The sequence below is a fragment of the Roseburia sp. 1XD42-34 genome (assembly GCF_009917385.1).
Lineage (GTDB): Bacteria > Bacillota > Bacilli > Bacillales > Amphibacillaceae > Virgibacillus.
On the sequence record NZ_QWLJ01000008.1, the window covers coordinates 85,813 to 108,173 of the forward strand.

Genomic DNA, 22,361 nt, shown 5'->3' on the forward strand with positions numbered 1-22,361 from the left:
TAAGCGTTTGATTCCTTGTTTCAAGTATAATGAAAAGCGCCAAAATAGAAAATAGCAAACATGCACAAAGATGTGGTTAGTCTTTGTGCATGTTTGCTAGAAGTGCAAAATAAACGGTAACTGCCTGGTGAAATTGACGAATATCGATGCCTGTATTTTCAATAAATTTATCTAAACGGTATTGCAAGCTATTTCGGTGCATATATAATTTTTTTGCTGTCACAGAAATATTTAAGTTGTATTGTAAAAAAGTATGTATCGTTTGTAAAAACTCATTATCATTCGAAAATTCTTGTAACACTACTTGGGATAGGTGGTTTTGAAATGATTCATCCACTTGCTCCAACAAAATATAAGGCAAGGCTTCATGGTAGTTTAAAACAGCTTTATTAGAATAGGTAAACGTTGTTTTGGCATATGTTAGGATACGTTTATATTGATCAGTAGCATCTTGATAGCTGTTTAAATAAGGCCCTACTAAAAAATGAATGTTAACAGACAAGTCATTCATTATTACGTCAATAATTTGGTCATATGGAATACTTTCCTCGAGGATAGGTGGTTTTTCTTCAATAATAATCCCCTCATGCCTATTTTCCCATAGAATCGGGACTTGATAAGCAAATAAAGCTTGAATCGATTCTTTAAATAATAAAGGATCAATTTGTTCCTTATTCATAGCAAAATAGACAAACCGGTATGGCGTTTGTGGTATGGCATAGATGTTGTTATCCGTTTGCTGTAGCAATTGTTTCCATTTTAGTTCTTTTTCAGTTGGAATAGGAAAATCAGCTTGATACGGTGTGAGAAATGTTTCAAGCAGTAGCAAATCCTTATCCGTTAAATTTTGTAATGGTATCCCTATTTTTTCCCTGTTTTCTAATAAAAACCATTTATATTCCAATGAAGACGGGGAGGAGTTCTCTGGTTCGATAATAAGTTCAGGAAAAATTTTTTTCAGTTGCTGGATCATTTTGAAAACCCCTTTTTATGAAGCAGTTTTCTTTATTATAGCAGGAAAAGCAAGTTTGAAAAATAGAATATCGTATCGTCTGTCTAATATAGAAACGGTATACATGATAGGTTTCGTTTGTTATAGTAAATGAGAAAGTGATTCGAAGGAGGAACGATTGTGCCGAATATTTATGATAGTGCGTATGATTTAGAAAAAGCGATTCGTGAAAGCGATGAATTTAAGAATTTAAAACAAGTTTATGATGCGGTGATGAACGACCCATCTGCGAAACAGATGTTTGATAGCTTTCGAGAAACACAAATGACGTTACAAGAAAAACAAATGCAAGGTCAGGAAATAACCGAAGAAGAAGTGGAAAAGGCGAGACAAGTCGTTGAAGTAGTTCAGCAGCATGAAGCAATTTCTAATTTAATGGAAGAAGAACAACGCCTTAACTTAGTGATTAATGATATTAGTCGTATTATTACGAAACCTTTAGAGGAACTTTATGGAACAGAAGGAAATGAATAGCATTGGATAAAAAAGCTGCAGTGAATTCTGCAGCTTTTTTCATGAAAGAAGGATTTTAACAGGAACGTACCGAATAAAAGTATAGTAAAGAGCTACTTATGGAACATAGGAGGAAAATAAAGGGGGAGAGGGAATGGGAACAATGGTTATTAGTGAAAGCAAAGAGGGAATTTCGTATATTCATTTGAATCGTCCAGAACGCTACAACGCATTGAACTTGGAAATGCTGGAAGAATTAAATCGTACACTTGAAGAAGTAGAAAAGAATGAAGATAAGGTCGTCATTCTTTCAGGCGAAGGAAATGCATTCTGTTCCGGTGGGGATATTTCCATGATGAATCGACTAACAGATTACGAGGAATTCGCAGCAGTGATGGATACAATCGGAAAGATTACCTTGAAATTATATTTGATGCCCAAGATGGTTATTAGCGCTATTCAAGGATCAGCGGTAGGTCTTGGGTTAAGTTATGCGTTAACAGCTGATTTTGTTGTAGCACAGCAGGAAGCAAAGTTTGGTATGTTGTTTATTGGTATTGGCTTGGTGCCAGATGGAGGTGGGCACTTTCTGATAAAAGAACGAATCGGCACACAACAAGCGAAACAGTTTATTTGGAGTTTACAACAAATCGATGCTATCCGTGCTAAGAAAATGGGGCTAATTGATGAACTTACTTCTGACCGTGTCATCCCATATACGATTCAATTAGCAAACAAGCTAAAGCAAGCACCAATCTTATCCATGTTGGAAACCAAAATGTTGTATCACACACGACAAAAAGAAAGTCTCATGGATTATTTGGAAGCGGAAAAAGAGGCGCAATGGAAGTTACGAAATACGCTAGATCACAAAGAGGGGATACATGCCTTTTTAGAAAAACGAAAGCCAGCATTTCAAGGGAAATAACGGAATAAAGGGCCGACTTTTCATCTAGAAAAGTCGGTTTTTAGCCTGTTAGAAGTCTCATACTGATTTATCTTATGGAAAATGCAGGATAAATGGCCTCTTATCGATGGAACAGAATAAGTTTAGCATCGGGTGTTACACAGCGATGGGTATAATCCAAATAGCCTGCTTGGTCTAATTTGGAAGTCCCCATTTCTTTTGCTTCGTCATCGCTTGCAGCCGTAAACGTTTCATCCAGCAATTTTTCTCCGGACGAATCAAATACCGTTAAAGTATAATCTCTCACTGAAATTCCTCCCTCTGTGGTTGGTTATGAAATATGGTGTGTTAAAAGAAGACCAACGTAGCTAAGTTCACAGGCACTCCCTAAGTTTGTATATTGAATATTTGGAACTGCCTCTTACTTATATGTTTATTCGACAAGCAATTACAAACTCCTTCTATTTGAGTATAAAACGTGGATATGCAATGGAAGAGATGCCAATTCATTCTTGACGTTATCTAAAATGTAAAGTAAGCTATACGTAAAGTGAGCTTTACAATAGAAAGAGTTGAGAAAAAAGGTGAAAACACTTATTCGTGAGAAACGTATCGAATTTGGCATGACACAAGAGGAGTTATCACAGAAATTATCCGTGTCACGACAAACGATCATTTCTTTAGAAAAGGGAAAGTATAAACCTTCGCTTGTGCTTGCACATAAACTAGCACAAACGTTTGACTGTGCCATTGAAGATATTTTTATTTTCGAGGGGGATGAGAATGTTAAGTGAAGATTATTTGGAAAATCCTGCAGGTATATGGGGATTGATTGTAGCAATGATTGTTTCGCTTATTGTCTTTTTTATCAATCGGTACATTGGCAGGAAAAAACGCTTATTCGATGAACGTTATCAAAAAGTTACTAACCAAGCAAAAGCAAGATCGTGGGATACAATGATCGTAATATATTATTTAGCTTGGTTTATTGTTATCATGTTTGATGGTATTTCCTTTAGTTTTTTTCTTCTGACAGTATTATTTGTATGTCACAATATCTCTTTTATAATTACGAATTTCTATTTCAGTACGAAAGAAGAATAACCTGAAACTTTTGCCATTGTTTTTACGTATAGCATATATCAAAGAGGGGGAAAAGTATGTTACAACTGACAGATGTTACGAAGCAATTTGGCGCACATACTGCTGTCAACCAGCTATCTTTAGAAATCCCGGAAAGGGAAATGTTTGGTTTCCTGGGTGGAAATGGCGCTGGAAAGACGACAACGTTTAGGATGATTTTAGGATTATTAGATAAAACATCCGGTGATATTTCGTGGCATGGGGAGCCGGTTGATTATGGTAAGAGTCATTTAATTGGTTATCTCCCTGAAGAACGAGGGCTTTACCCGAAATTAACAGTAAAGGATCAGCTTACCTATTTAGCAAGACTTAGAGGAATGGCAAAGAGTGAAGCTGTCAAAGAATTGCAAGCATGGCTTGACCGATTTCAAGTTCCAGAATATTTGAACAAGAAAGTAGAAGAATTATCCAAAGGTAATCAGCAAAAAATCCAATTTATTTCCGCGGTAATACATAAACCAAAACTGTTAATCTTAGACGAACCATTTTCTGGGCTTGATCCTGTTAACGTGGAAATGTTAAAAGAAGCAGTTGTAAATTTAAAAGAATCAGGAACATCGATCGTATTTTCTTCTCACCGAATGGAGCACGTCGAAGAGCTTTGTGAGCATTTATGCATCTTACATAAAGGCAAGGCAGTCGTTCAAGGGTCTTTACGTGAGATAAAACGTTCATTTGGCAAGAAAAATTTAAGTGTTTATGCTGACTTTCCAGTTGATTTTCTTCGTGATTTTCCTGGTGTTACGAAATATAAAGCGGTGATGGAAGGCTGTCAGCTGCAAATTGAAAATGAACTCGTTTCTCAGGAAATTTTTACAGTGCTACAAGGAAAAGGATTTGTACGGAAGTTTGACTTGGAAGAGCCGTCTCTCAACGATATTTTTATTGCGAAAGTAGGTGCTTCCTATGAATAAATTTTGGATTATATTAGGTCATACGTATACGACAAGAATTAAATCAAAAACATTTATTATTACCACATTAATTACATTAATTCTGATCTTTGCTTTAACCAATATTAAAACGATTATCGATGTTTTTTCTGATGAAGAAGCAGATCAAATTGCTGTTATTGACGAGACGAATGAATTGTATAAGCCTCTAGCGGAAAACATGAAGCAAACAAGTGAAGAGATAGAGCTTACGCTTTATGATGGGACTGAAGAAGAAGCGAAACAAGCTGTAGAGGAAGAAGATTATACTGCACTTATTGTATTAACGATGACTGAAAATAAGCTCCCTGAAGCCACCTACTATGCCAATCGTATTTCTCAATCGAGTTTGCAAATGGCATTGGAACAACAGTTGCAACAATTAAAGGTCATGTACGCAACAGAGCAGGCGGGTGTTGATCCGGCTGCATTAGCGATGATTAATGAACCAGTGACGTTTGATATTGTCGCTTTGGATAAATCAGCTAAAACTGAAGAAGAGCTCAACCAAGCTCGAGGAATTGTATATATCATGTTGTTCTTATTATACATTACAGTCATTATGTACGGTAATATGATCGCCACAGATGTTGCAACGGAAAAATCATCGCGAGTGATGGAAATTCTTATTTCTAGTGCGCCGCCAGTGACGCATATGTTTGCTAAGATTTTCGGTGTAGCGCTAGTAGGATTAACACAAATAGCACTGTTTTTAGGGGCTGGGTATGCACTTATTTCTGCAAAAGATGCAGCCACACGAGAACTATTTGCTCAATTTGGGATTGGTTCTGCTTCCATGTCGATTTATATGTATGCCATTGTTTTCTTTATTTTAGGCTATCTGCTCTATGCGACACTTGCGGCGATGTTAGGTTCATTAGTAAGTCGAATTGAAGATGCTCAGCAATTAACCATGCCCATCATATTTTTAATTATGATTGCATTTATAATTGCTATGAGTGGTCTTGCTACACCAGAGGCTGGGTTTATTAAAATAACGTCATTCATTCCATTTTTTACACCAATGATTATGTTCTTACGTGTAGGTATGCTAGATGTTCCTATTTGGGAGGTAGCATTATCCATCGGTTTGTTAATGGGTACTATCATTATTTTAGCTCTTCTTGGAGCAAAAGTGTATCGTGGTGGTGTCCTAATGTATGGACGTTCTAGCTCACTAAAAGATTTCAAAAAAGCACTTGCGCTATCGAAAAAGAAAAAATAAATATACAATGAATGGGAAAAGCTCTGTAGCTAGGCAGAGCTTTTTCCATTGTCTAGCAAATGGTCAAAATGAAGTGCTTGTGGATAACAAAATAACCGAAAATATACTTTCAGCTCCATCGTCCAGCAACTAATGGTTACGAAAGCACTCTCCGATAAGTCAACATCGTAACTCGTGCATGTAAAGTGCTGCAAGGTATCCATATATATAGGATGAGGTTTCTGTAGAATAAGAGTATGTTGCATGAAACATTATTAGGAACGGGAGATACCCCTAAGGAAAAGTTTGTCTTTAATATAAAATGCCTTGTGAAGCTGTTTTTATAAAAGTAATGCGAACGTGCATTCTCTAAGTGAATTTGCTAAAATGGGAAGAGAATCGGAGGTGGGAATGTGACAAAGGAAATCACGTTTCTTCATGCTGCAGACCTGCATTTAGACAGTCCGTTTAAAGGATTAGCTTCTGCACCTGAAGATATATTTAAAGATATACGTAAAAGTACATTTACAGCTTTAGATAAGTTAGTGAAGGCTGCGATTCAGAATCAGGTAGACTTTGTTTTACTTGTAGGAGACCTGTTTGATAACGAACAACAGAGCTTACAAGCGCAAATTCGTTTAAAGCGCGCTTTTGAAATGCTTCAACAACATGGCATTACTGTGTTTTTATCTTATGGAAACCATGATCATTTAAATGGAAATGCACATTCTGTACCATATCCGAATAATGTGATTGAATTTAAAGAGGAAGCTGTCACTTCTTATACATATATCAAACAAAGTGAACCGTTAGCTGTTATCTACGGTTTCAGCTATCAAGAACGAGTGGTGCAGAATAATAAAACGAGCGAGTACAAAATTGCTGATTTGTCCATTCCATTTCATATTGGAATGTTACATGGAAGTGTACAAAGCAATACGGACCATGATACATATGCACCATTTAAAATAAGCGACCTTACAGGTGTGGATATGGATTATTGGGCGCTTGGACACATTCACCGGCGACAAGTGCTAAAACAGGATCCACCTATCATTTACCCAGGGAATACACAAGGACGTCATCGTAAGGAAGCAGGGGAAAAAGGCTGTTATCTTGTTCGCCTTACAAAGGAAAAAGTGGAACTAGAATTTCTCCCGTTACAGGCTATCAAAATTAGCCATTTTTCATTGGATCTTACTTCATGCCCATCCGTATTTGAAATGGAGAGGGAGATTTTAAACACATTGGAAGAGCATAAAGATGCAACATCTCAATTAGCCGAATTAACTTTAGCAAGTAAGGATGATCGTATCAAGGAATGGGAGCGTTCTGGAGAGGTAGAAGAAGTAATTACACTAGTGAACGAAACACTCACGCAGCCTAAAAACTGGGTGTACATTTTTCAATATCAGGTCCAAACTGAAATTGATATTGATGAATCATTATATCAAGGTCATCATTTCATTGGAGAAATGCTCCGTGAAGCTAATAAGCTGTCCGTCCAGCCGTTACTTACCAATCTATATCAGCAAAGACAAGCGCGGAAGTTTTTACAACCGTTAACAATGGAGGAAGAGCGCGAAATAACAGCAGCAGCTAAAGAATTACTCGTTCACGAGCTGTTAAAGGAATGAGGGGAAAAATGTGATTATTCAACGAGCCACGATTTTTGGTTTTGGGAAGTGGGTGAATGAAACCTTTGATTTCTCCGAACATCAAGTAACTTATGTTTATGGAGAAAATGAATCAGGAAAATCCACGTTACACGCATTTCTCCTGTTTATATTATTTGGTTTTCCTCCTAAACAAAGTGAATTTTATCGACCTAAGACAACTGGGCAAATAGGGGGCAGATTGACCATTTCTCAAGGTGAAAAGACGTACATGATTGAACGTTTGTACAAACGGAGAAATGGGGAAGCATTAATTTATACAGCAGATGGGGAACAAAAAGGAGAAGCATGGCTTAAAGAACAATTAAAAGGAATGACATTAGCGACATATCAATCGGTATTCTCTTTTTCTGCTAAAGATCTGCTGAAAATCACAGAGATGCAAGCTGATGATTTAGGAGAAGTTATTCTTGGTGTTGGTTTAACGGGAGCAAAAAATCTCTATGCAGTAGAAAAACAATTAGAACAACAGCTCGGGGCGTTATTTAAACCATCAGGAAAAAAGCCACTCATGAACCAACGGTTAAACAAGCTGCAGGATATCCAAGCTCAAGTAAATGATTGGAAGCGCTTGGAAGTTACCTACCAAGAAAAGCAAGTGCAAGTAAAGCGATTGGAGCAAGCAATAGAGCATATTAAAAAGAACCTCCAAGAACTCCATGAGCAACGGCTTTATGTAGATAAACAAAAACATGTTCTACCGAGTATTCAAGCATATCATACCGTCGAAAAGCAGTTAGAACAAATTCCTAAAGAGATTAATTTCCCAGAAGCAGGAATCGAACGTTGGGAACGTCTCAAGGAAAAGCTGTTACCTTTAAAAAGTGAAATAGCAGTATTACAAGCAAACCAAACCCGCTACCAAAGTGAAATCCAAAGATTAACAGAAGCATTATTGCCAGCAGATCTCTATCATGAAGGAAAGCTAGTAATGGAAGAGAAGCCTCGCTATGACCAACTCACAGAACAAGCAGAGGCTATCTTACAATCACTACATAAACAGGAGCAACAGTTTGTTCACACTTGTAACGAATTACAACTGCCAATAGATCGTAGCGAGATAGATCAATTGCAACTATCGGTATTTACAGAAAAGAACTGGAAGAAAATAAAAGAGGATTTGGATCAATTAGATGTTAAACAATTACAACTACAACTAGATAAAAAACAGCAATCAAAGCAGCGAAATAAATTAATAGAAGAAAAGCAGGAGATTCAAGAAAGAATAACTTCTGAGCAACAGTTGCATGTTTGGAAACAACAGCTGCAGCAGTCGGCACCAATTTTTGTTCCATCCTCTGATGAACAACAAAGTACCCATCAATCTAACTGGAAAAAGCAACAACAGCGGAAGCGAAAACAGGCACGTTTGATTTTTTCAGTTTTGATAATAGCTGCTATGCTGTTGGCGGGTATGGGGATCGGGATGGACTATACAGCGCTATTACTTGTAGCACCATTAGTCGCTATCGGTGCTGTATTTCAATGGAAATGGCAGGAGCAGTCGATAAAAGAAATGGACAGCTTGTTTATGCAACCAACGAATGGAAGCTATTTGTCGGACACAGAACGAGAGCGTGTAGAGCAGTTAGTGGAGCAGCAATTACAATTACGAACACGGCTTGGAGCGATCAATGAGCAATTAAAACAGATAGATGTTCAAGCGTTAAAATGGGAAGAACAACAGCTGCAACTAATGGATCAAATGCGCCGTATGGATGAAAGGATGTTTGCTGAGCAAGCTGCCTACCCTTTTCTAACCCATGTTGCGCCCACATATTGGCCTGATGTATTCCATAGCTTGAAACAATTGCAATATATATATAGGCGAATGAAGGAAGATGAGGAAACGTATGCAACATGGATGCAGCAACTAGCTAATATCCGTTCTAAGATAAACACGTTTGCCCAACATGCAAAATGGGAATGGTCGGAACAGACAGTTCAGTTACCGTTTCATTCCATTGAGAAGCTATTGAAGAAACATGAAGCGACAGCTAATCAATGTTCATACTATCAAACTCAATTAGCGGAGAGTGAGCTCGCGCTGCATCAAGTAAATCAACAAATGAAGCCTTTAACAATGGAAATGAATCAGTTACTTAAAACAGCTCATGTGGGAGACGAAGAAGCTTTTTATGAAAAAGGAAACCAAAAGCAACTCCAGCAATCATTATTAGAAAAGAGAGCAGCATTAGCTAGTCAGCTTGCTTTATTTTTTCCGAAAGATATGTTGGATGCTATGTTAGGTAAAAGTCCAAGGTTACTAGACTTGGAACAGCAACAAGAAAAGCTGAATCAAACAATTACTCAGCTGGAAAAGGATTTGGATACGCATCAGCAAATGTTAGCGACGGTCCATGCAGAGATAGATGGAATGGAAAAAAGAGAAGCTTACTCCGTTTTAGTTCATCAAAAGGAAATGGAACAGGCAGCGCTCCGTCAACAGGCTAATCAATGGGCAACACTTAAAACTGCAAAAGAGATACTATTGCAAGCAAAACGATCGTACCAGAACAAATATTTGCATAAGGTGATGGAGCGAACAACATTATACTTTCGTGAGCTAACAGACGAAACTTACCAATACGTTTACCCGCCAACTGCTGACCAACCATTTACGGTGGAGGCGGATGATGGTACGCGATTTAATGTTAAAGAACTGTCAAAAGGGACGATGGACCAATTGTACGTTGCTTTGCGCTTAGCGGTTAGTGTATGTATAAGTGAAGAACATGCCTTACCATTTATGATGGATGATGCATTTGTTCATTTTGATTCCATTCGAACAAAACGCTTGACGTCACTGCTCGAAAGAATTGCGCAAAGGCAACAAGTGATCGTATTTACTTGTAAACAAGATCTTGTTACATTGGCTGAAAAAAGAAGTTTTGTCCAAATGTTAAATTCTATTCGCATTCATTGACAATAAATGATAAACTATTTGCAGATTATGATTATAATGCATGTGGAGGGACATCCAGTGCCAGAGAAAAAAGAGTACCAAGATTGGGAAAAATATGATGAAACAATTGAAAAATTTATTCAAGTCATTGCCAAAAATATGAACTTATATGGGCTAACATCTTCCGTTGGTAGGCTGTATGGTGTATTGTATTTTGCTGATAAACCAATGACTTTAGATGATATGCGTGATGCGCTTGAAATGAGTAAAACGAGTATGTCGACAGGTGTACGGACGCTGTCAGAAATGAAGATGGTTGAATCTACCTTTAAACGGGGTATTCGAAAAGATTTATATCGATCTGAGGAGGATTGGTATAAATCGTTCACCTCACTCTTTGGTAACCGTTGGCGTCATCATACAGAAACAAATATTGAAGAAGCAGATGAAGCCATTGCTGAGCTCCGGAAACTAGAGGAAGAGACAGATGACGAGCAATTAAAGGAAAAGATTAACACAAATATTGATCGATTGGAGTATGCTAAAAATTACTATGAATGGTTGATGAAGTTTATTCAAGTAATTGAAAGTGGTAAGATTTTCGACTATATTCCAAAAAATTAACAACTATGAAAATGGACTGATGCTTTTTATAAGGAGCCAGTCCCTTTTCTTACATTAAAGTAGACAGAAAAAGCTTCGTCAAAATTGGAGATGTCGAATTTATGGGACTAGGTTCTAGTTTTGATTATAGGTGGACTACTGTTTTAAAGTTTAAGCGCTTTTGTAATTTTGCTGATAGGGATGTAGAGGCTCCGAAGCTGTTTTTATTTCATTTGTTAGTAGTGCATAGGCGCTGTTCAAGCGAAGGGAGATAGGAAGATGAAACAGGATATGAAAAAAGGGATTAGGCATGCTTCGGTCGGGGAGGCTTATGAAGGCTTTTTATTAATACGTGAAGCAACCAAAGGATTAACCAGTAATGGGAAACCATTTTTAACGTTAATGCTTCGCGACGCGACAGGAGAAATAGAGGCGAAGCTATGGGATGCTACTTCAGAGGATGAAACGCTCTTTGTTGCCGAACAAATTGTACGCGTTGCTGGTGAAATTAATCAATTTCGCGGAAAGCCGCAGCTTAAAATTTTTTCCATTCGACCTTCACAACCAACAGATGAGGTAAAAATAGATGATTTTGTGGAAAAAGCCCCTGTGAATAAAGAAAGTTTAATAGAAAAGTTGACAGAAGCTATTTTTGAAATGCAAAATCCAAACTTACAAAGAATTGTACGGGCATTTATTAAAAAGTACCAAGAGGAACTACTTTCTTACCCTGCTGCAACAAAGAATCATCATGAATATGCATCAGGGTTAGCCCATCATATTGTAAGTATGCTAGCAATAGCTAAGGAAATTCATAAACTTTACCCGGAGATTAATAAAGATTTATTGTATGCTGGAATTATTCTCCATGATATGGCAAAGATAAAAGAGCTATCCGGTGTTGTTTCTACCACCTACACGATAAAAGGAAAACTGCTTGGACATATTCCTATGATGGTGGAGGAAATTGGAACCATGGCGAAAGAAATGGAGATTGAAGGAGAGGAAATTACTGTTCTGCAACATGTGGTGTTAAGCCACCATGGAAAAGCAGAATGGGGAAGTCCAAAGCCTCCGCTTGTTCGTGAAGCGGAAGTGTTACACTTAATCGACATGCTGGATGCTAAATTGAATATGTTAAATCGTTCGTTAGAAAAAGTAAAGCCTGGAGAGTTTACAGAGAGACTATTTGCTATGGATAATCGTTCCTTCTACAAGCCATTATTTGAGGAATGATAGTACAATGTTATACCAATTGCTCATTAATACGTCCAGAATGAAAAAGCTAGACAAAGTAGAATATTCACTCCCTTCTTGTACGTAGCGAAAACTTTTAAGTACGAAGGTTATTTTTCCCTCCTGTACGCATATACTTGTACAAGAGACAAATAAGGAGGCGAAAAAATGATACTCGGTGTGCCTTGGTGGGTATTTGTCATGATTTTACTTATTTTTGTTAGTGGATATATGGCTTTTCGAGGAATGGTTGCTGAAAGAAAAATGGAACATCATTTTATTGAGCAAGAAGGGGAAGTTTATATGGAACGGCTTCGAAAGGAAAGAGAATTGAAGGGAAGAGGAAATCAAACAAACGAAATAACGTAAAGAGGCTAGTGCCAATGGATGGCCTAGCCTCTGTTTTTATAAGATAAGAAAGGATAAAATTTGTTGCTTTGGGAATACAGGCTTTCCGGAATCGCCACGTCTTGGCGTAAGCGCCCAGCAACTAGGCGACTTCACGAAATCGTCTTCCGATAAGTCATCATCGGTTCGAGGTTAAGAGGAAGGCCGACTAAAAACGGGCTTGCCGCTCAGGCGTCGGCATACTCCTGTTGCAGGAGCATGATTCCTAAAACTTCAGTGGATTCGCTCCAGTCACTACGTTGCTAAACGGGCGCTCTGCGCCTTTGTTCATGAGAAAATTATCCTTTTGCTTCTGTATCTTCAGCGTCCTTTTTCTCTTCATTTTGTTTAAACATATCTTTATACTTGTCGATCTTCACGTCAACATTTGCATCTTGGATAAGCTTATTGATTTTTTCTTGCATTTTAGCAGGATCCATTTTCTTTGTTAGTAGTTCACGACGTAAATCTTCTTTCACGTCTTCAAATTTCCCTAATTTTTCTTTTTTCTCACGCTTATCATTTACTTTAATGATATGGAAACCATGTTGTGTTTTTACTGGATCGCTAATCTCATTTTTTTTCATACTGTAGGCAGCATCTTCAAACTCTGGAACCATTTGCCCAGCTGAGAAGTAACCGAGGTCGCCGCCTTTCTCAGCACTTCCGTCAGTAGAATATTCTTTTGCTAAGTCACTAAAGTCTTTACCATCGTCCAACTTCTTCTTGACTTCCTTAGCTGTTTTTTCATCCTCGACTAAAATATGTTGTGCTTTTACTTCCGTATTTTTACGGTCGTACAATTGTTTAAGCTCTTCTTCTTTAATTTTTACATCTTCGGCAATAGCTTCTTCCTGCAATAAACTAATCTTTATGATGTTACGCAATTCATCTTCACTTCCGAATTGCTGTTCAATAGCCATGTCATATTGGTCACCAAGCTGATCTTTCATCTTTTTAATTTCCTCATCAACTTGATCATCTGAAACATCGTACTTATCGCCTAGTACTTCCATGGTTACCAATTCTTGTAGAACTTTTTCGCCATGTCGATCTTTTAGCACTTCATAAAACTCTTCTTTCGTCACATTTCCTGCTTTCGTTTCAACGACAGATTCGTCATCTCCTGAACTACATGCTCCCAGTGCAAGGACACTGGCAGCTAATGTGACAGCAATTGCTGTTTTCTTCATACTCAAACACTCCTAATCTGCTTGTACAATAATTCTCCCCTAGCAATTAATATAACATAGAATGATGATAAAAATACAGTTCAATTGATAAATATCAGTAAAAAAATCTTTTTAAGAAAGCTGTATCGGGTAACTGTTACACCATTGTATTCATTACTCGTAAATAGGAGCTGACGAGAAGTATTGTAATCATTATATTAATCACCCGAAACATTTTCCCTTGTTTAAGAACTCCCATTTCCATTTTAATACAGAACTTATGTGTTAAAGAATTAAAAATAAGAAATATAATAAATCCATAGATTAGAAAAATGATATTCATCGTACCCCCCCTTTAATATTGAAAGAATACATCAATACTTATCTTTGAAAAGGAATGACGAAAGATTCTTTCCATTTCCCTGTCATTTTAAAATATTATATTCTTTACTGTATCAAAAGTTTAATCATCTGCATAGGGGAGATTTGTTTTCCTCGTATGATAAATCAATGCCTGTACGAACGGCAAAAAAAAAGGATCTGATACCAATCAGATCCTTGCTTCAAAGATAAGAAAGGATAAAATTTGTTACTTTTGGGTACCGATATAACGGAATAGCCATGTCCGGCTTAACCGCCCAGCAACTAGGCGACTTCACAAATCGCCCTCCGATAAGTCATCATCGGTTCATTACCTCCCCGTGATTCCTATAAACTTTAGTTGCTTCGTTCCAGTCGCTACGTTGCTAAACGGACGCTCTGCGCCTTTGTTCCTCATGACCTTGAATTAATATATCTAGGCCATTACCGTCTTCACTACTTTCAATTAGTGATTGCTTTGGTGCTTTCCATAAATAACTAATATACAGCAAGTCAATAAAAGCAATTCCAATATTTACAGATGTAAGTAACAATATATAAACGGAATAATGGTTAAAGTAATAACTGGCAACAACTCCTGGAATGGTTAGTAAAATAGTTGGTGCCAGCGCAACAATGAAATAAGCTTTTTTGGTTAAGTGGTACTTTGTATAATAATAGAATACAGGGAAACACCCATTTTTTAATTTGAAAATGATTTTCATGCGTCTATTCATTAATATTAAAGGAAGAATATGCATAGACGAATGAATGGTTGGTAGTAATAGCAGTAAGAGTAGGAAAGGGATCATACCTGCTTCACTAACTTTTGCTGTTGATCCTTGAGCAATGGTTATCGATACATATAATAAGATAAAGGAAAACAATGTAATCAAACTGGACATAAGCACTAATCGATTACGACCAAAATCTTTTAGAAGATTGATGGATTTCCAGCAATTCATTTGGATCCCCTCCGGTTCCTGTTATAAGTTTATTTATCCTCCAAGAATCATAGTAAAAATAACTGGAAAAAGCAATAGGTTTTAAGCAGTTTTTTTACTTGTAAAAAAAAGTTTAAATTTTACTTTTTGAAAAGCAGAAGGAGAATTGTAAGTGCGCACGTTTCGGTAGATTATGATATATTAAAGTTATAATTTTAGATAAACCCCTCTAAATAAAAAGCTTATATAACGGTTCGCGATCTCATATGTTATCCCGTAATGTTTATTGAACAATAAATTGGTTACCCCATACGTGCTGTAATACTCCTACTTGAGGAGTTAGTGCACCAAGTCGAAGTGAAATAACAGTAGCTAAACCATCTGTTTCGCAAGCGAATTCAAGGGGCGCTTCTTACAAATGGCTTCCAAGCCGTGAAGGTAGATGAAAACCTCGACTATTGAAGAGTAGCTATATTATACGTGGCTTTACCTAATTATGCTATAATGAAGTAATAGGCTGGAAAGGGGAGAAGAGGGAATACCTATGAAAAATGAGGCAGAAACAACTGCTTTTCACTTACATTTACTTTCCAAGATTATAAATATGGAAGCATATCCGTTCACAAAGTTAGTAATTGAGTGTGATATAACGGAACAAGAATATAACGAGTTGATTTGTTTGCTTGATGATTTGAATGAACAATTTAAAAGGCAAACAGAGGAAGGATTGTTAGATTTCTCTTCCTTATTAATTCATTTTGCCGGTATGCTTCATGAAAAATTAGAGCTTCACCAAACTATTTTTGCATTAAAAAAAGAAGGATATTATCCTTCTTTAATGAATGCTTTTTTAGCAATTATCGAACATATTAAGGATTAGCATATAAGAATAACCTGTTTTCAGATGTACATAATTTTTATAGGATGGAATAAGTAAACCCACTGCTCGTTTTATCGCTATATTGTGATTTGTTTTCCTATGCTAATCCCCCTTCATGTCACGAAATAGGTCTTCCATTTCCTGGTGGAATTCAATAATCTCCAGCAGTCGTTCTTCTACTTGCCTCCCCTGTATCCATTCTGCTTCACTAGCTTTCATTTCTTTTATTTGCTGTTCTATTTCTAAAAATGAGCTTCTTTGTTGGTGAGCAGCTTCGACCCATTTGTTCATATAAGATACCATAAGCGCTTTGAATAATTGTGTATGCGCTTTATAAAGGCTTTTTCGCACTCCTTTCTTCCATACTCTTGTAACTAAATTTTGATCTGCTAGTGTCCGTATGCTCGTGCTCATCGCTGTTTTACTTTTTCCTAATGCCTCCGCCATATCATCTAACGTCATCGGTTTGTCAGCTAAATATAAATACGCAAACAGTCTTGATTCTAATGGTGTAAATCCAAACATTTCAATCGTTTTTGTAAATTCTACTAAAATTTTATTGGTTATATGCTCCGATTGAGGTTTGTTCATAAAACCCTCCTAAAACCTTGATATATAAAGGTTACACTAAATCGACGTTTAATAAAACTTAGTCATTGAACAGTATTATGGAGGATATTGGAGATATATAAAGAATAACGTACATATTTTTTGTTCAGTTTTAACTGTATAAAAAATATGTACAAAACTAAAAGAATTTAAAGTTTGTGTTGTAAAAATAAAATGGTTATAGTTATAAAGTAAGTAAAAGACATGTTCGGGGCTAGTGGAAAACTATAAAACTTCCATTCCAGTTTTTCGAGGACTTCGTATGTGTTAGCAATGATCATAAAGTAGTAGTTCGAATGCATGGTCATTGGCTCAATTTAAATAACGAGGTGAAAAGTGTGCCGGTAATAGAGGCGAAAAATGTATCCAAAATATTTGGAAAGAATCCGAAGCAATCAATCAAGCTGTTGGATAAAGGGTTATCCAAAGAAGCTATATTAAAGGAGACAGGTAATACAGTTGGTGTCAATCGAGTTTCTTTTGCAGTGGAGCAAGGAGAAGTGTTTGTAATTATGGGGTTATCTGGAAGTGGTAAATCGACACTTGTTCGAATGCTGAATCGACTTATTGAACCAACAGAAGGTACGATTTTGATTGACGGTGAAGATTTAGTATCAATGGATAAACAAGCTCTGCGTAATGTGCGTAGACAAAAACTTAGTATGGTGTTTCAGAATTTTGGGTTATTTCCTCACCGAACCATTTTACAAAATGCGGAATATGGTTTGGAAATTCAAAAAGTAAATAAAGAGGAACGCCAAAAGAAGGCGAAAGAGGCATTGGAACTAGTTGGTTTAGGAGATTATTTGCACCAAAAACCGAACCAGTTATCAGGCGGTATGCAGCAACGTGTAGGACTCGCTCGTGCATTAGCTAATGATCCCGAAGTATTGTTAATGGATGAAGCTTTCTCTGCGTTAGATCCATTAATTCGAAAAGAGATGCAAGATGAGTTGATGGATTTGCAAAGTAAAATGCAAAAAACGATTATATTTATTACACATGATCTAGATGAAGCATTGCGAATTGGCGATCGAATTGCGCTTATGAAAGATGGATCGATTGTCCAAATTGGCACGCCGGAAGAAATTCTAGTGAATCCTGAAAATGATTACGTAGAGAAATTCGTTGAGGATGTTGATCGCTCGAAAGTGTTAACTGCGCAGCATATTATGAAACGACCAGAAACGGTTAATTTGGATCGTCACGGTCCGAGAGTTGCGCTGGAAAGAATGCGTGAAGAAGGGCTGTCAAGCATCTTTGTTGTGGATAGCAAACGAAATCTTAAAGGTTATATAACAGCAGATATTGCATCAGATGCATTTAAGTCAGGAGTTACAGATTTAAAGGAGATATTGAAAAACGATATTCCCATTGTTGAAAAAGAAACGCCAATGCACGATATTTTTGATTTAATTTATAATTCACCTATTCCAGTTGCAGTAGTTGATAACGAAAAATTAGCAGGGGTAATTGTTAGAGGGGCGGTCATTGCCGCTTTATCCAGCGAGAATGAGGTGAATTTACATGTTGAATAAAGTATTAGATGTCGTACCTGATATACCATTAGCTGATTGGACTGATAGAGCTACTGATTGGATTACAGATACATTTTCCTTTCTATTTGACCCTGTGAAAGAGCAATTTGAGGAGTTTATGAATTTTACGTCTGAGACGTTGATGGAAATTCCTCCACTTATTATTATCCTCGCTGTAGCAATTATAGCGTTCTTTATCTCAGGAAAGAAATTTGCGTTGGCTACATTTTCCATTGTTGGTCTTTGGTTGATCTATAATCAAGGATTATGGGAAAAGCTAATAAATACATTTACACTCGTATTGTTAGCTAGTCTTTTATCAGTTATTATCGGTGTTCCGATTGGAATTTTAATGTCAAAAAGTAAAATTGCAACAACCATTATTACACCAATCCTTGATTTTATGCAAACAATGCCTGCATTTGTCTACTTAATACCAGCAGTGGCATTCTTTGGTATCGGTATGGTACCTGGTGTGTTTGCATCATTAATCTTTGCTACTCCGCCAACTGTCAGATTTACGAATTTAGGTATTCGCCAAGTATCTGCAGAGCTCGTAGAAGCATCCGAAGCGTTTGGAAGCACAGGTGCTCAGAAGCTGTTCAAAGTAGAACTTCCAATGGCAAAATCGACCATTATGGCAGGAATTAACCAAACAGTAATGCTCGCTTTATCTATGGTTGTTATTGCGTCGATGATCGGTGCTCCTGGACTGGGAAGAGATGTGCTTTCCGCCTTACAGCGTGCAGAAGCTGGAGCAGGGTTTGTTGCCGGTATTGGTATTGTGATTTTAGCAATTATTATGGATCGTTTTACTCAAAGTATGAACAAACAAAAAGATAATTAACTTATTGGTACCTTTTCTGAGGAAAAGTTTCCATATAATCATGAGTAAAAAGGGGAGTTTTATATTATGTTAAAGCGTTATTGGAAACGTCTTGGCTTAGTAGCTGGACTTTCGTTAGCCTTATTTGCAGCTGGGTGTGGATCAGATGATGAAGCTGATTCTGGCGAAGGCTCTTCGGATGAAGGGAAAAGCAAAGAAATAGAACTAGTTTATGTAGAGTGGGATTCTGAAATAGCTTCTACACATGTAATTGGTAAGGTGTTGGAAGATCAAGGATTTAATGTTAAGTTAACACCTTTGGATAATGCAGTTATGTGGGAAGCGGTAGCTAATGGAGAAGCAGATGGTATGGTAGCAGCATGGCTTCCAGGAACACACAAAAGCCAGTATGAACAATACGGAGATAAAGTAGTTGAATTAGGTCCTAATCTAGAAGGTGCAAAAATTGGTTTAGTTGTGCCAGAATACATGGACGTTAATAGTATTGAGGACTTAGATAAACAAGCAGGTCAGACCATAACTGGTATTGAGCCAGGTGCGGGAGTTGTAGCTGCTTCAGAAAAAGCGGTTGAGGACTATGAGAACTTGAGTGACTGGACTGTACAGACTTCTTCAAGTGGTGCTATGGCAACTGAGTTAGGCTCTGCGATCGAAAACGAAGAAGAAATAATAGTCACAGGATGGACGCCACATTGGAAATTTGCGAAGTATGATTTGAAATATTTAGAAGATCCAAAAGGCTCATTTGGAGAGGCTGAAACCATTGAAACAATGGTACGTGAAGGGTTAGAAGAAGATATGCCAAATGCATATAAGATTTTAGACCAGTTCCATTGGACAACAGAAGATATGGAAGCTGTTATGTTAGAAATTTCAGATGGAGCTGAGCCTACAGAGGCTGCTGCAAATTGGGTGAAAGAAAATGAGGATAAAGTTAAAGAATGGACGAAAGGCATAGAGTAAAACTTTTCATTAACTAGTTTTGCAGTAGAATATACAAAATTATGTGTTACTAAAGCTGATACTTATTTGTATCAGCTTTATATATAATTAGAAAAAATATAGGGAGATGTTTTAGTGCATAAACCAAACTGGTGGAGCAGATTGTTGTTATTAAGTTCCATTCTTGCCATCATGCTACTTGCAGCTTGTGGTACAGACGAGGCAAAAGAGGAAAGTAATGCAGAAGGAGGATCAGGTGAGACGAATTATGGGGAAGTAGTAGATTATACCATTACGGGTATTGAACCCGGTGCAGGAATAACAGTAACGACAGAAAAAGCAATCGAAGAGTATGATAACCTTTCAGGCTGGGAGCTGGAACAGTCTTCCACGGCTGCGATGCTAACGGAATTAGAAGAAGCTATTTCAAGTGAAAGTCCGATTGTAGTAACGGGTTGGAATCCGCATTGGATGTTTGCGAAATTTGATAACCTGAAATATTTGAAAGATCCAAAAGGCATTTATGGAGATGTAGAAGTTATTAAGTCATTGGCAAGAAAAGGACTGAAAGAAGATAAACCGAATGCTTACAAGCTCATTGATCAATTTGAATGGTCAGTGGAAGATATGGAAGGAATCATGTATGAAGCTTCTGAAAGTGGGAAAGAAGTAGCCGAAGTAGCGAAACAGTGGGTGAAAGATAATCCAGATAAAACCAAACCATGGACAGAAGGCGTAGAGCATGTAGATGGTGTAGAAATTGAACTTGTGTCAACTCCTTGGGATTCAGAACGAGCTTCTGCCAATGTGGTCGCAGAAGTACTACGTCAAAAAGGCTTTCATGTGACGATTACCCCAGTAGATGTTGCGGTTATGTTTGAAGCAGTAGCCAATGGAGACGGTGATGCTACATTAGCTGCTTGGATGCCGGCAACTCACCAAGATTTTTACGAAAAATTTAAGGATGACTTTGACGATCTGGGAGCGAATTTAGAAGGTGCAAAGATTGGTTTAGTCGTACCAGATTATATGGATATTGATTCTATGGAAGACTTACCAGCAAAATAAAAATCTTAATATGTACGCGTTGAAGCGTGCAGAGAAACTTTCTAGATTTTTTCTGCACGCTTTTTTCCTGTGCATGTTCTAATTAAAAACTACTTGCTTTAGCTGTCAAATGGTAACACCATAATTTCCATGAAATCCTTTCATACTACTACACTCGCTCATGAAGATGAAAATGATCCAAAAAGAGCATATAAAAAGCTTTCCCTGTTTGAGAAAGCTTCCCAGCAATGCGCAGTTTTCATTAATGTTTTTTTACTTTATCTTCAAGGTCTTTGAGACTAGATTCAATTTGCTCTAAATATTGATGAATATTTTCCTGATGGGGCTCAACCGTTGCCTTCCATTCGGTTACGGATTTCTTCATATCCTGCGTCAGTGCTTTCATTAGTGCTGCGCCTTCTTGGGACGTCTCTTTAATTTGATTTTTTAACCGTAAACCATCCTGCTTTAAATGTAATAGCATATCCTTCCATTCTATACCTTTATCCTTCATCTGTTCGCGGAGGTTTCTTCCAGAAGATGGGGTACTTAGTAAAGTGACGACTGCACTTACGGTACCTCCAATTGCAATTCCTAACCATAATGATTTTGTATTCGTCATCTATTTATCGCTCCTTTCCTTTTTCCTGATTTACTGATATGGTATTTACAGGTAATTATATAGTTCACCTTAAGTTTATAGTGTTGCCATGAAGAATTGTTCTTAAAGCCCTCTTGTAAAAAAAATCACTGTCTTATTAAATATTCCTTATTTGTAGCTGTAAGTAAACATATTTCTGTTTGAAAAACCCTCTGGACCATTTTGTATGCCAGAGGATTTTAATTTAGGTATTCATTAATTGCGGTGTTCTTTTTAAAATCCTTTGTACAACTGGATAAACAACAGCTATTATAATTGAATTTAATAACGCTGCTGGCAATACGGCTATGCTAAACATCGCTATAAATGAGCCGTCCATCATTCCGATTAAAAAGAGTGCAACGCTCAAAAATATAGCACCCGAAATCATCGTTCCGACTGCAGTTAATATAACTGCTTGAGTCAGAGGGTTTATCACTTTAGAAATAATTAAAAATAAGCTTAGAAATATAATTGCAGTAATTGGTTTATCAACCAAGTTGGCTATTTGCCCGCCTGGAGCTGTGGTTGTTAAAGCAGATATCGCACCGGTAGCAATCGAAAGAATCATGACATATTTTAGCTTAGGAAATAGTAGAATTCCTAAAAACATCATGGAAAGCAACATGTCAGGCTTAACTCCAAAAATAACCGGTGGAACAACAGCGTGCAGTACAGCACCAATCCCTACTAGTAACGATAAGGTCATCAATACACGAATATTCATTTGTAAACTCTCCTCTACTCAACTTTTCTCAGATTATTCATTCCTCAGCTGTACGCTAATTTGTCAGCTGCAGGAACTTATGTTCATTATAACAAAGATTTTACAAAATAAAAAGCTATGGGGTAGCACTTTACACTCGAATTTTAACGGCCCACTTAAAGAAGTCTCTCTCTTGAAAGCGTGAGCAGAGCGTAGCC

Annotated in this window: 24 protein-coding genes; 16 read left to right on the forward strand and 8 right to left on the reverse strand. The window is 37.2% G+C overall.

The window, feature by feature from the left end; all coding sequences use genetic code 11:
• Positions 1-76: 76 nt before the first annotated feature.
• Entirely contained in the window at positions 77-973 is an 897-nt protein-coding gene (locus D1839_RS06475) for a PucR family transcriptional regulator (protein WP_120378747.1), read from the reverse strand.
• 159 nt (positions 974-1,132) lie between these two features.
• Between D1839_RS06475 and D1839_RS06480 the strand changes: the two genes are divergently transcribed.
• Together D1839_RS06480 and D1839_RS06485 are read left to right on the forward strand one after the other, a co-directional pair.
• On the forward strand, positions 1,133-1,486 hold the full coding sequence (locus D1839_RS06480) for a YlbF family regulator (RefSeq protein ID WP_120378748.1): 354 nt from the start codon (positions 1,133-1,135) through the stop codon (positions 1,484-1,486).
• Positions 1,487-1,619: 133 nt separating this feature from the next.
• Entirely contained in the window at positions 1,620-2,393 is a 774-nt protein-coding gene (locus D1839_RS06485; protein WP_120378749.1) for an enoyl-CoA hydratase, read from the forward strand.
• Between the two features lie 100 nt (positions 2,394-2,493).
• Here the strand turns inward: D1839_RS06485 and D1839_RS06490 are convergent, their stop codons facing one another.
• Entirely contained in the window at positions 2,494-2,679 is a 186-nt protein-coding gene (locus tag D1839_RS06490; RefSeq protein WP_120378750.1) for a YhzD family protein, read from the reverse strand.
• Between the two features lie 277 nt (positions 2,680-2,956).
• Between D1839_RS06490 and D1839_RS06495 the strand changes: the two genes are divergently transcribed.
• From D1839_RS06495 to D1839_RS06535, 9 genes are all read left to right on the forward strand, one after another.
• Positions 2,957-3,166: a helix-turn-helix transcriptional regulator gene (locus tag D1839_RS06495; protein ID WP_120378751.1), complete on the forward strand. Its 210-nt coding sequence runs from the start codon at positions 2,957-2,959 to the stop codon at positions 3,164-3,166.
• Positions 3,156-3,476 (forward strand): DUF3796 domain-containing protein, encoded by a 321-nt coding sequence (locus D1839_RS06500; RefSeq protein ID WP_158589601.1) that lies wholly within the window; start codon positions 3,156-3,158, stop codon positions 3,474-3,476. Before D1839_RS06495 ends, D1839_RS06500 begins: the two co-directional genes overlap by 11 nt.
• A gap of 56 nt (positions 3,477-3,532) precedes the next feature.
• The gene (locus D1839_RS06505; RefSeq protein ID WP_120378753.1) at positions 3,533-4,429 is read left to right on the forward strand and encodes an ABC transporter ATP-binding protein; all 897 of its coding nucleotides are present in this window, start codon (positions 3,533-3,535) and stop codon (positions 4,427-4,429) included.
• On the forward strand, positions 4,422-5,672 hold the full coding sequence (locus D1839_RS06510) for an ABC transporter permease (RefSeq protein WP_120378754.1): 1,251 nt from the start codon (positions 4,422-4,424) through the stop codon (positions 5,670-5,672). The genes D1839_RS06505 and D1839_RS06510 overlap by 8 nt, the downstream gene beginning before the upstream one ends.
• A 392-nt stretch (positions 5,673-6,064) precedes the next feature.
• Positions 6,065-7,288, forward strand: a complete 1,224-nt coding sequence (locus D1839_RS06515) for a metallophosphoesterase family protein (RefSeq protein ID WP_120378755.1) — start codon at positions 6,065-6,067, stop codon at positions 7,286-7,288.
• 10 nt (positions 7,289-7,298) lie between these two features.
• Complete coding sequence (locus D1839_RS06520) at positions 7,299-10,253, forward strand: ATP-binding protein (RefSeq protein WP_120378756.1); 2,955 nt, start codon at positions 7,299-7,301, stop codon at positions 10,251-10,253.
• A 57-nt stretch (positions 10,254-10,310) separates the two neighbouring features.
• Positions 10,311-10,856, forward strand: coding sequence for a GbsR/MarR family transcriptional regulator (locus D1839_RS06525; RefSeq protein ID WP_199689949.1), 546 nt, complete (start codon positions 10,311-10,313; stop codon positions 10,854-10,856).
• 258 nt (positions 10,857-11,114) lie between these two features.
• Complete coding sequence (gene yhaM / locus D1839_RS06530; RefSeq protein WP_286164740.1) at positions 11,115-12,071, forward strand: 3'-5' exoribonuclease YhaM; 957 nt, start codon at positions 11,115-11,117, stop codon at positions 12,069-12,071.
• Positions 12,072-12,239: 168 nt separating this feature from the next.
• Complete coding sequence (locus D1839_RS06535) at positions 12,240-12,440, forward strand: sporulation YhaL family protein (protein ID WP_183030207.1); 201 nt, start codon at positions 12,240-12,242, stop codon at positions 12,438-12,440.
• Positions 12,441-12,757: 317 nt separating this feature from the next.
• Here D1839_RS06535 and D1839_RS06540 read toward each other — a convergent pair whose 3' ends face one another.
• From D1839_RS06540 to D1839_RS06550, 3 genes are all read right to left on the reverse strand, one after another.
• Positions 12,758-13,651 (reverse strand): peptidylprolyl isomerase, encoded by an 894-nt coding sequence (locus tag D1839_RS06540; protein ID WP_120378758.1) that lies wholly within the window; start codon positions 13,649-13,651, stop codon positions 12,758-12,760.
• A 136-nt stretch (positions 13,652-13,787) separates the two neighbouring features.
• Entirely contained in the window at positions 13,788-13,973 is a 186-nt protein-coding gene (locus tag D1839_RS06545) for a hypothetical protein (RefSeq protein WP_120378759.1), read from the reverse strand.
• A gap of 403 nt (positions 13,974-14,376) precedes the next feature.
• Positions 14,377-14,955 (reverse strand): DUF3267 domain-containing protein, encoded by a 579-nt coding sequence (locus D1839_RS06550; protein ID WP_120378760.1) that lies wholly within the window; start codon positions 14,953-14,955, stop codon positions 14,377-14,379.
• Between the two features lie 523 nt (positions 14,956-15,478).
• On the opposite strand from D1839_RS06550, the gene D1839_RS06555 reads away from it, so the two are divergent.
• Positions 15,479-15,814 carry a DUF1878 family protein gene (locus tag D1839_RS06555; RefSeq protein WP_120378761.1) on the forward strand — a complete coding sequence of 112 codons (336 nt, stop codon included), beginning with the start codon at positions 15,479-15,481 and terminating at the stop codon, positions 15,812-15,814.
• 102 nt (positions 15,815-15,916) lie between these two features.
• On the opposite strand, the gene D1839_RS06560 is transcribed toward D1839_RS06555, so the two are convergent.
• On the reverse strand, positions 15,917-16,405 hold the full coding sequence (locus D1839_RS06560) for a GbsR/MarR family transcriptional regulator (RefSeq protein WP_120378762.1): 489 nt from the start codon (positions 16,403-16,405) through the stop codon (positions 15,917-15,919).
• 314 nt (positions 16,406-16,719) lie between these two features.
• Between D1839_RS06560 and D1839_RS06565 the strand changes: the two genes are divergently transcribed.
• The 4 genes from D1839_RS06565 to D1839_RS06580 all read left to right on the forward strand — a co-directional run bounded on the left by D1839_RS06565 (position 16,720) and on the right by D1839_RS06580 (position 20,818).
• On the forward strand, positions 16,720-17,961 hold the full coding sequence (locus tag D1839_RS06565) for a quaternary amine ABC transporter ATP-binding protein (protein ID WP_183030208.1): 1,242 nt from the start codon (positions 16,720-16,722) through the stop codon (positions 17,959-17,961).
• Positions 17,951-18,808, forward strand: a complete 858-nt coding sequence (locus D1839_RS06570) for an ABC transporter permease (RefSeq protein ID WP_120378764.1) — start codon at positions 17,951-17,953, stop codon at positions 18,806-18,808. Before D1839_RS06565 ends, D1839_RS06570 begins: the two co-directional genes overlap by 11 nt.
• 66 nt (positions 18,809-18,874) lie before the next feature.
• Entirely contained in the window at positions 18,875-19,771 is an 897-nt protein-coding gene (locus tag D1839_RS06575) for a glycine betaine ABC transporter substrate-binding protein (protein WP_120378765.1), read from the forward strand.
• A gap of 114 nt (positions 19,772-19,885) precedes the next feature.
• Positions 19,886-20,818 (forward strand): glycine betaine ABC transporter substrate-binding protein, encoded by a 933-nt coding sequence (locus D1839_RS06580; protein WP_286164741.1) that lies wholly within the window; start codon positions 19,886-19,888, stop codon positions 20,816-20,818.
• Positions 20,819-21,059: 241 nt separating this feature from the next.
• On the opposite strand, the gene D1839_RS06585 is transcribed toward D1839_RS06580, so the two are convergent.
• A complete protein-coding gene (locus D1839_RS06585) occupies positions 21,060-21,419 on the reverse strand; it encodes a YtxH domain-containing protein (RefSeq protein ID WP_120378766.1) in 360 nt (119 codons plus the stop codon).
• A gap of 223 nt (positions 21,420-21,642) precedes the next feature.
• Positions 21,643-22,164, reverse strand: a complete 522-nt coding sequence (locus D1839_RS06590; RefSeq protein ID WP_120378767.1) for a tryptophan transporter — start codon at positions 22,162-22,164, stop codon at positions 21,643-21,645.
• Between the last annotated feature and the right edge of the window lie 197 nt (positions 22,165-22,361).

What these genes read in the sequence shown, in the direction of transcription:
- D1839_RS06475 (WP_120378747.1), bottom strand. Translation starts at nt 973, where the DNA reads ATGATCCAGCAACTGAAAAAAATTTTTCCTGAACTTATTATCGAACCA.
- D1839_RS06485 (WP_120378749.1), top strand. Translation starts at nt 1,620, where the DNA reads ATGGGAACAATGGTTATTAGTGAAAGCAAAGAGGGAATTTCGTATATT.
- D1839_RS06500 (WP_158589601.1), top strand. Translation starts at nt 3,156, where the DNA reads ATGTTAAGTGAAGATTATTTGGAAAATCCTGCAGGTATATGGGGATTG.
- D1839_RS06505 (WP_120378753.1), top strand. Translation starts at nt 3,533, where the DNA reads ATGTTACAACTGACAGATGTTACGAAGCAATTTGGCGCACATACTGCT.
- D1839_RS06510 (WP_120378754.1), top strand. Translation starts at nt 4,422, where the DNA reads ATGAATAAATTTTGGATTATATTAGGTCATACGTATACGACAAGAATT.
- yhaM (WP_286164740.1), top strand. Translation starts at nt 11,115, where the DNA reads ATGAAACAGGATATGAAAAAAGGGATTAGGCATGCTTCGGTCGGGGAG.
- D1839_RS06535 (WP_183030207.1), top strand. Translation starts at nt 12,240, where the DNA reads ATGATACTCGGTGTGCCTTGGTGGGTATTTGTCATGATTTTACTTATT.
- D1839_RS06540 (WP_120378758.1), bottom strand. Translation starts at nt 13,651, where the DNA reads ATGAAGAAAACAGCAATTGCTGTCACATTAGCTGCCAGTGTCCTTGCA.
- D1839_RS06545 (WP_120378759.1), bottom strand. Translation starts at nt 13,973, where the DNA reads ATGAATATCATTTTTCTAATCTATGGATTTATTATATTTCTTATTTTT.
- D1839_RS06550 (WP_120378760.1), bottom strand. Translation starts at nt 14,955, where the DNA reads ATGAATTGCTGGAAATCCATCAATCTTCTAAAAGATTTTGGTCGTAAT.
- D1839_RS06555 (WP_120378761.1), top strand. Translation starts at nt 15,479, where the DNA reads ATGAAAAATGAGGCAGAAACAACTGCTTTTCACTTACATTTACTTTCC.
- D1839_RS06560 (WP_120378762.1), bottom strand. Translation starts at nt 16,405, where the DNA reads ATGAACAAACCTCAATCGGAGCATATAACCAATAAAATTTTAGTAGAA.
- D1839_RS06565 (WP_183030208.1), top strand. Translation starts at nt 16,720, where the DNA reads ATGCATGGTCATTGGCTCAATTTAAATAACGAGGTGAAAAGTGTGCCG.
- D1839_RS06570 (WP_120378764.1), top strand. Translation starts at nt 17,951, where the DNA reads ATGTTGAATAAAGTATTAGATGTCGTACCTGATATACCATTAGCTGAT.
- D1839_RS06575 (WP_120378765.1), top strand. Translation starts at nt 18,875, where the DNA reads ATGTTAAAGCGTTATTGGAAACGTCTTGGCTTAGTAGCTGGACTTTCG.
- D1839_RS06585 (WP_120378766.1), bottom strand. Translation starts at nt 21,419, where the DNA reads ATGACGAATACAAAATCATTATGGTTAGGAATTGCAATTGGAGGTACC.
- D1839_RS06590 (WP_120378767.1), bottom strand. Translation starts at nt 22,164, where the DNA reads ATGAATATTCGTGTATTGATGACCTTATCGTTACTAGTAGGGATTGGT.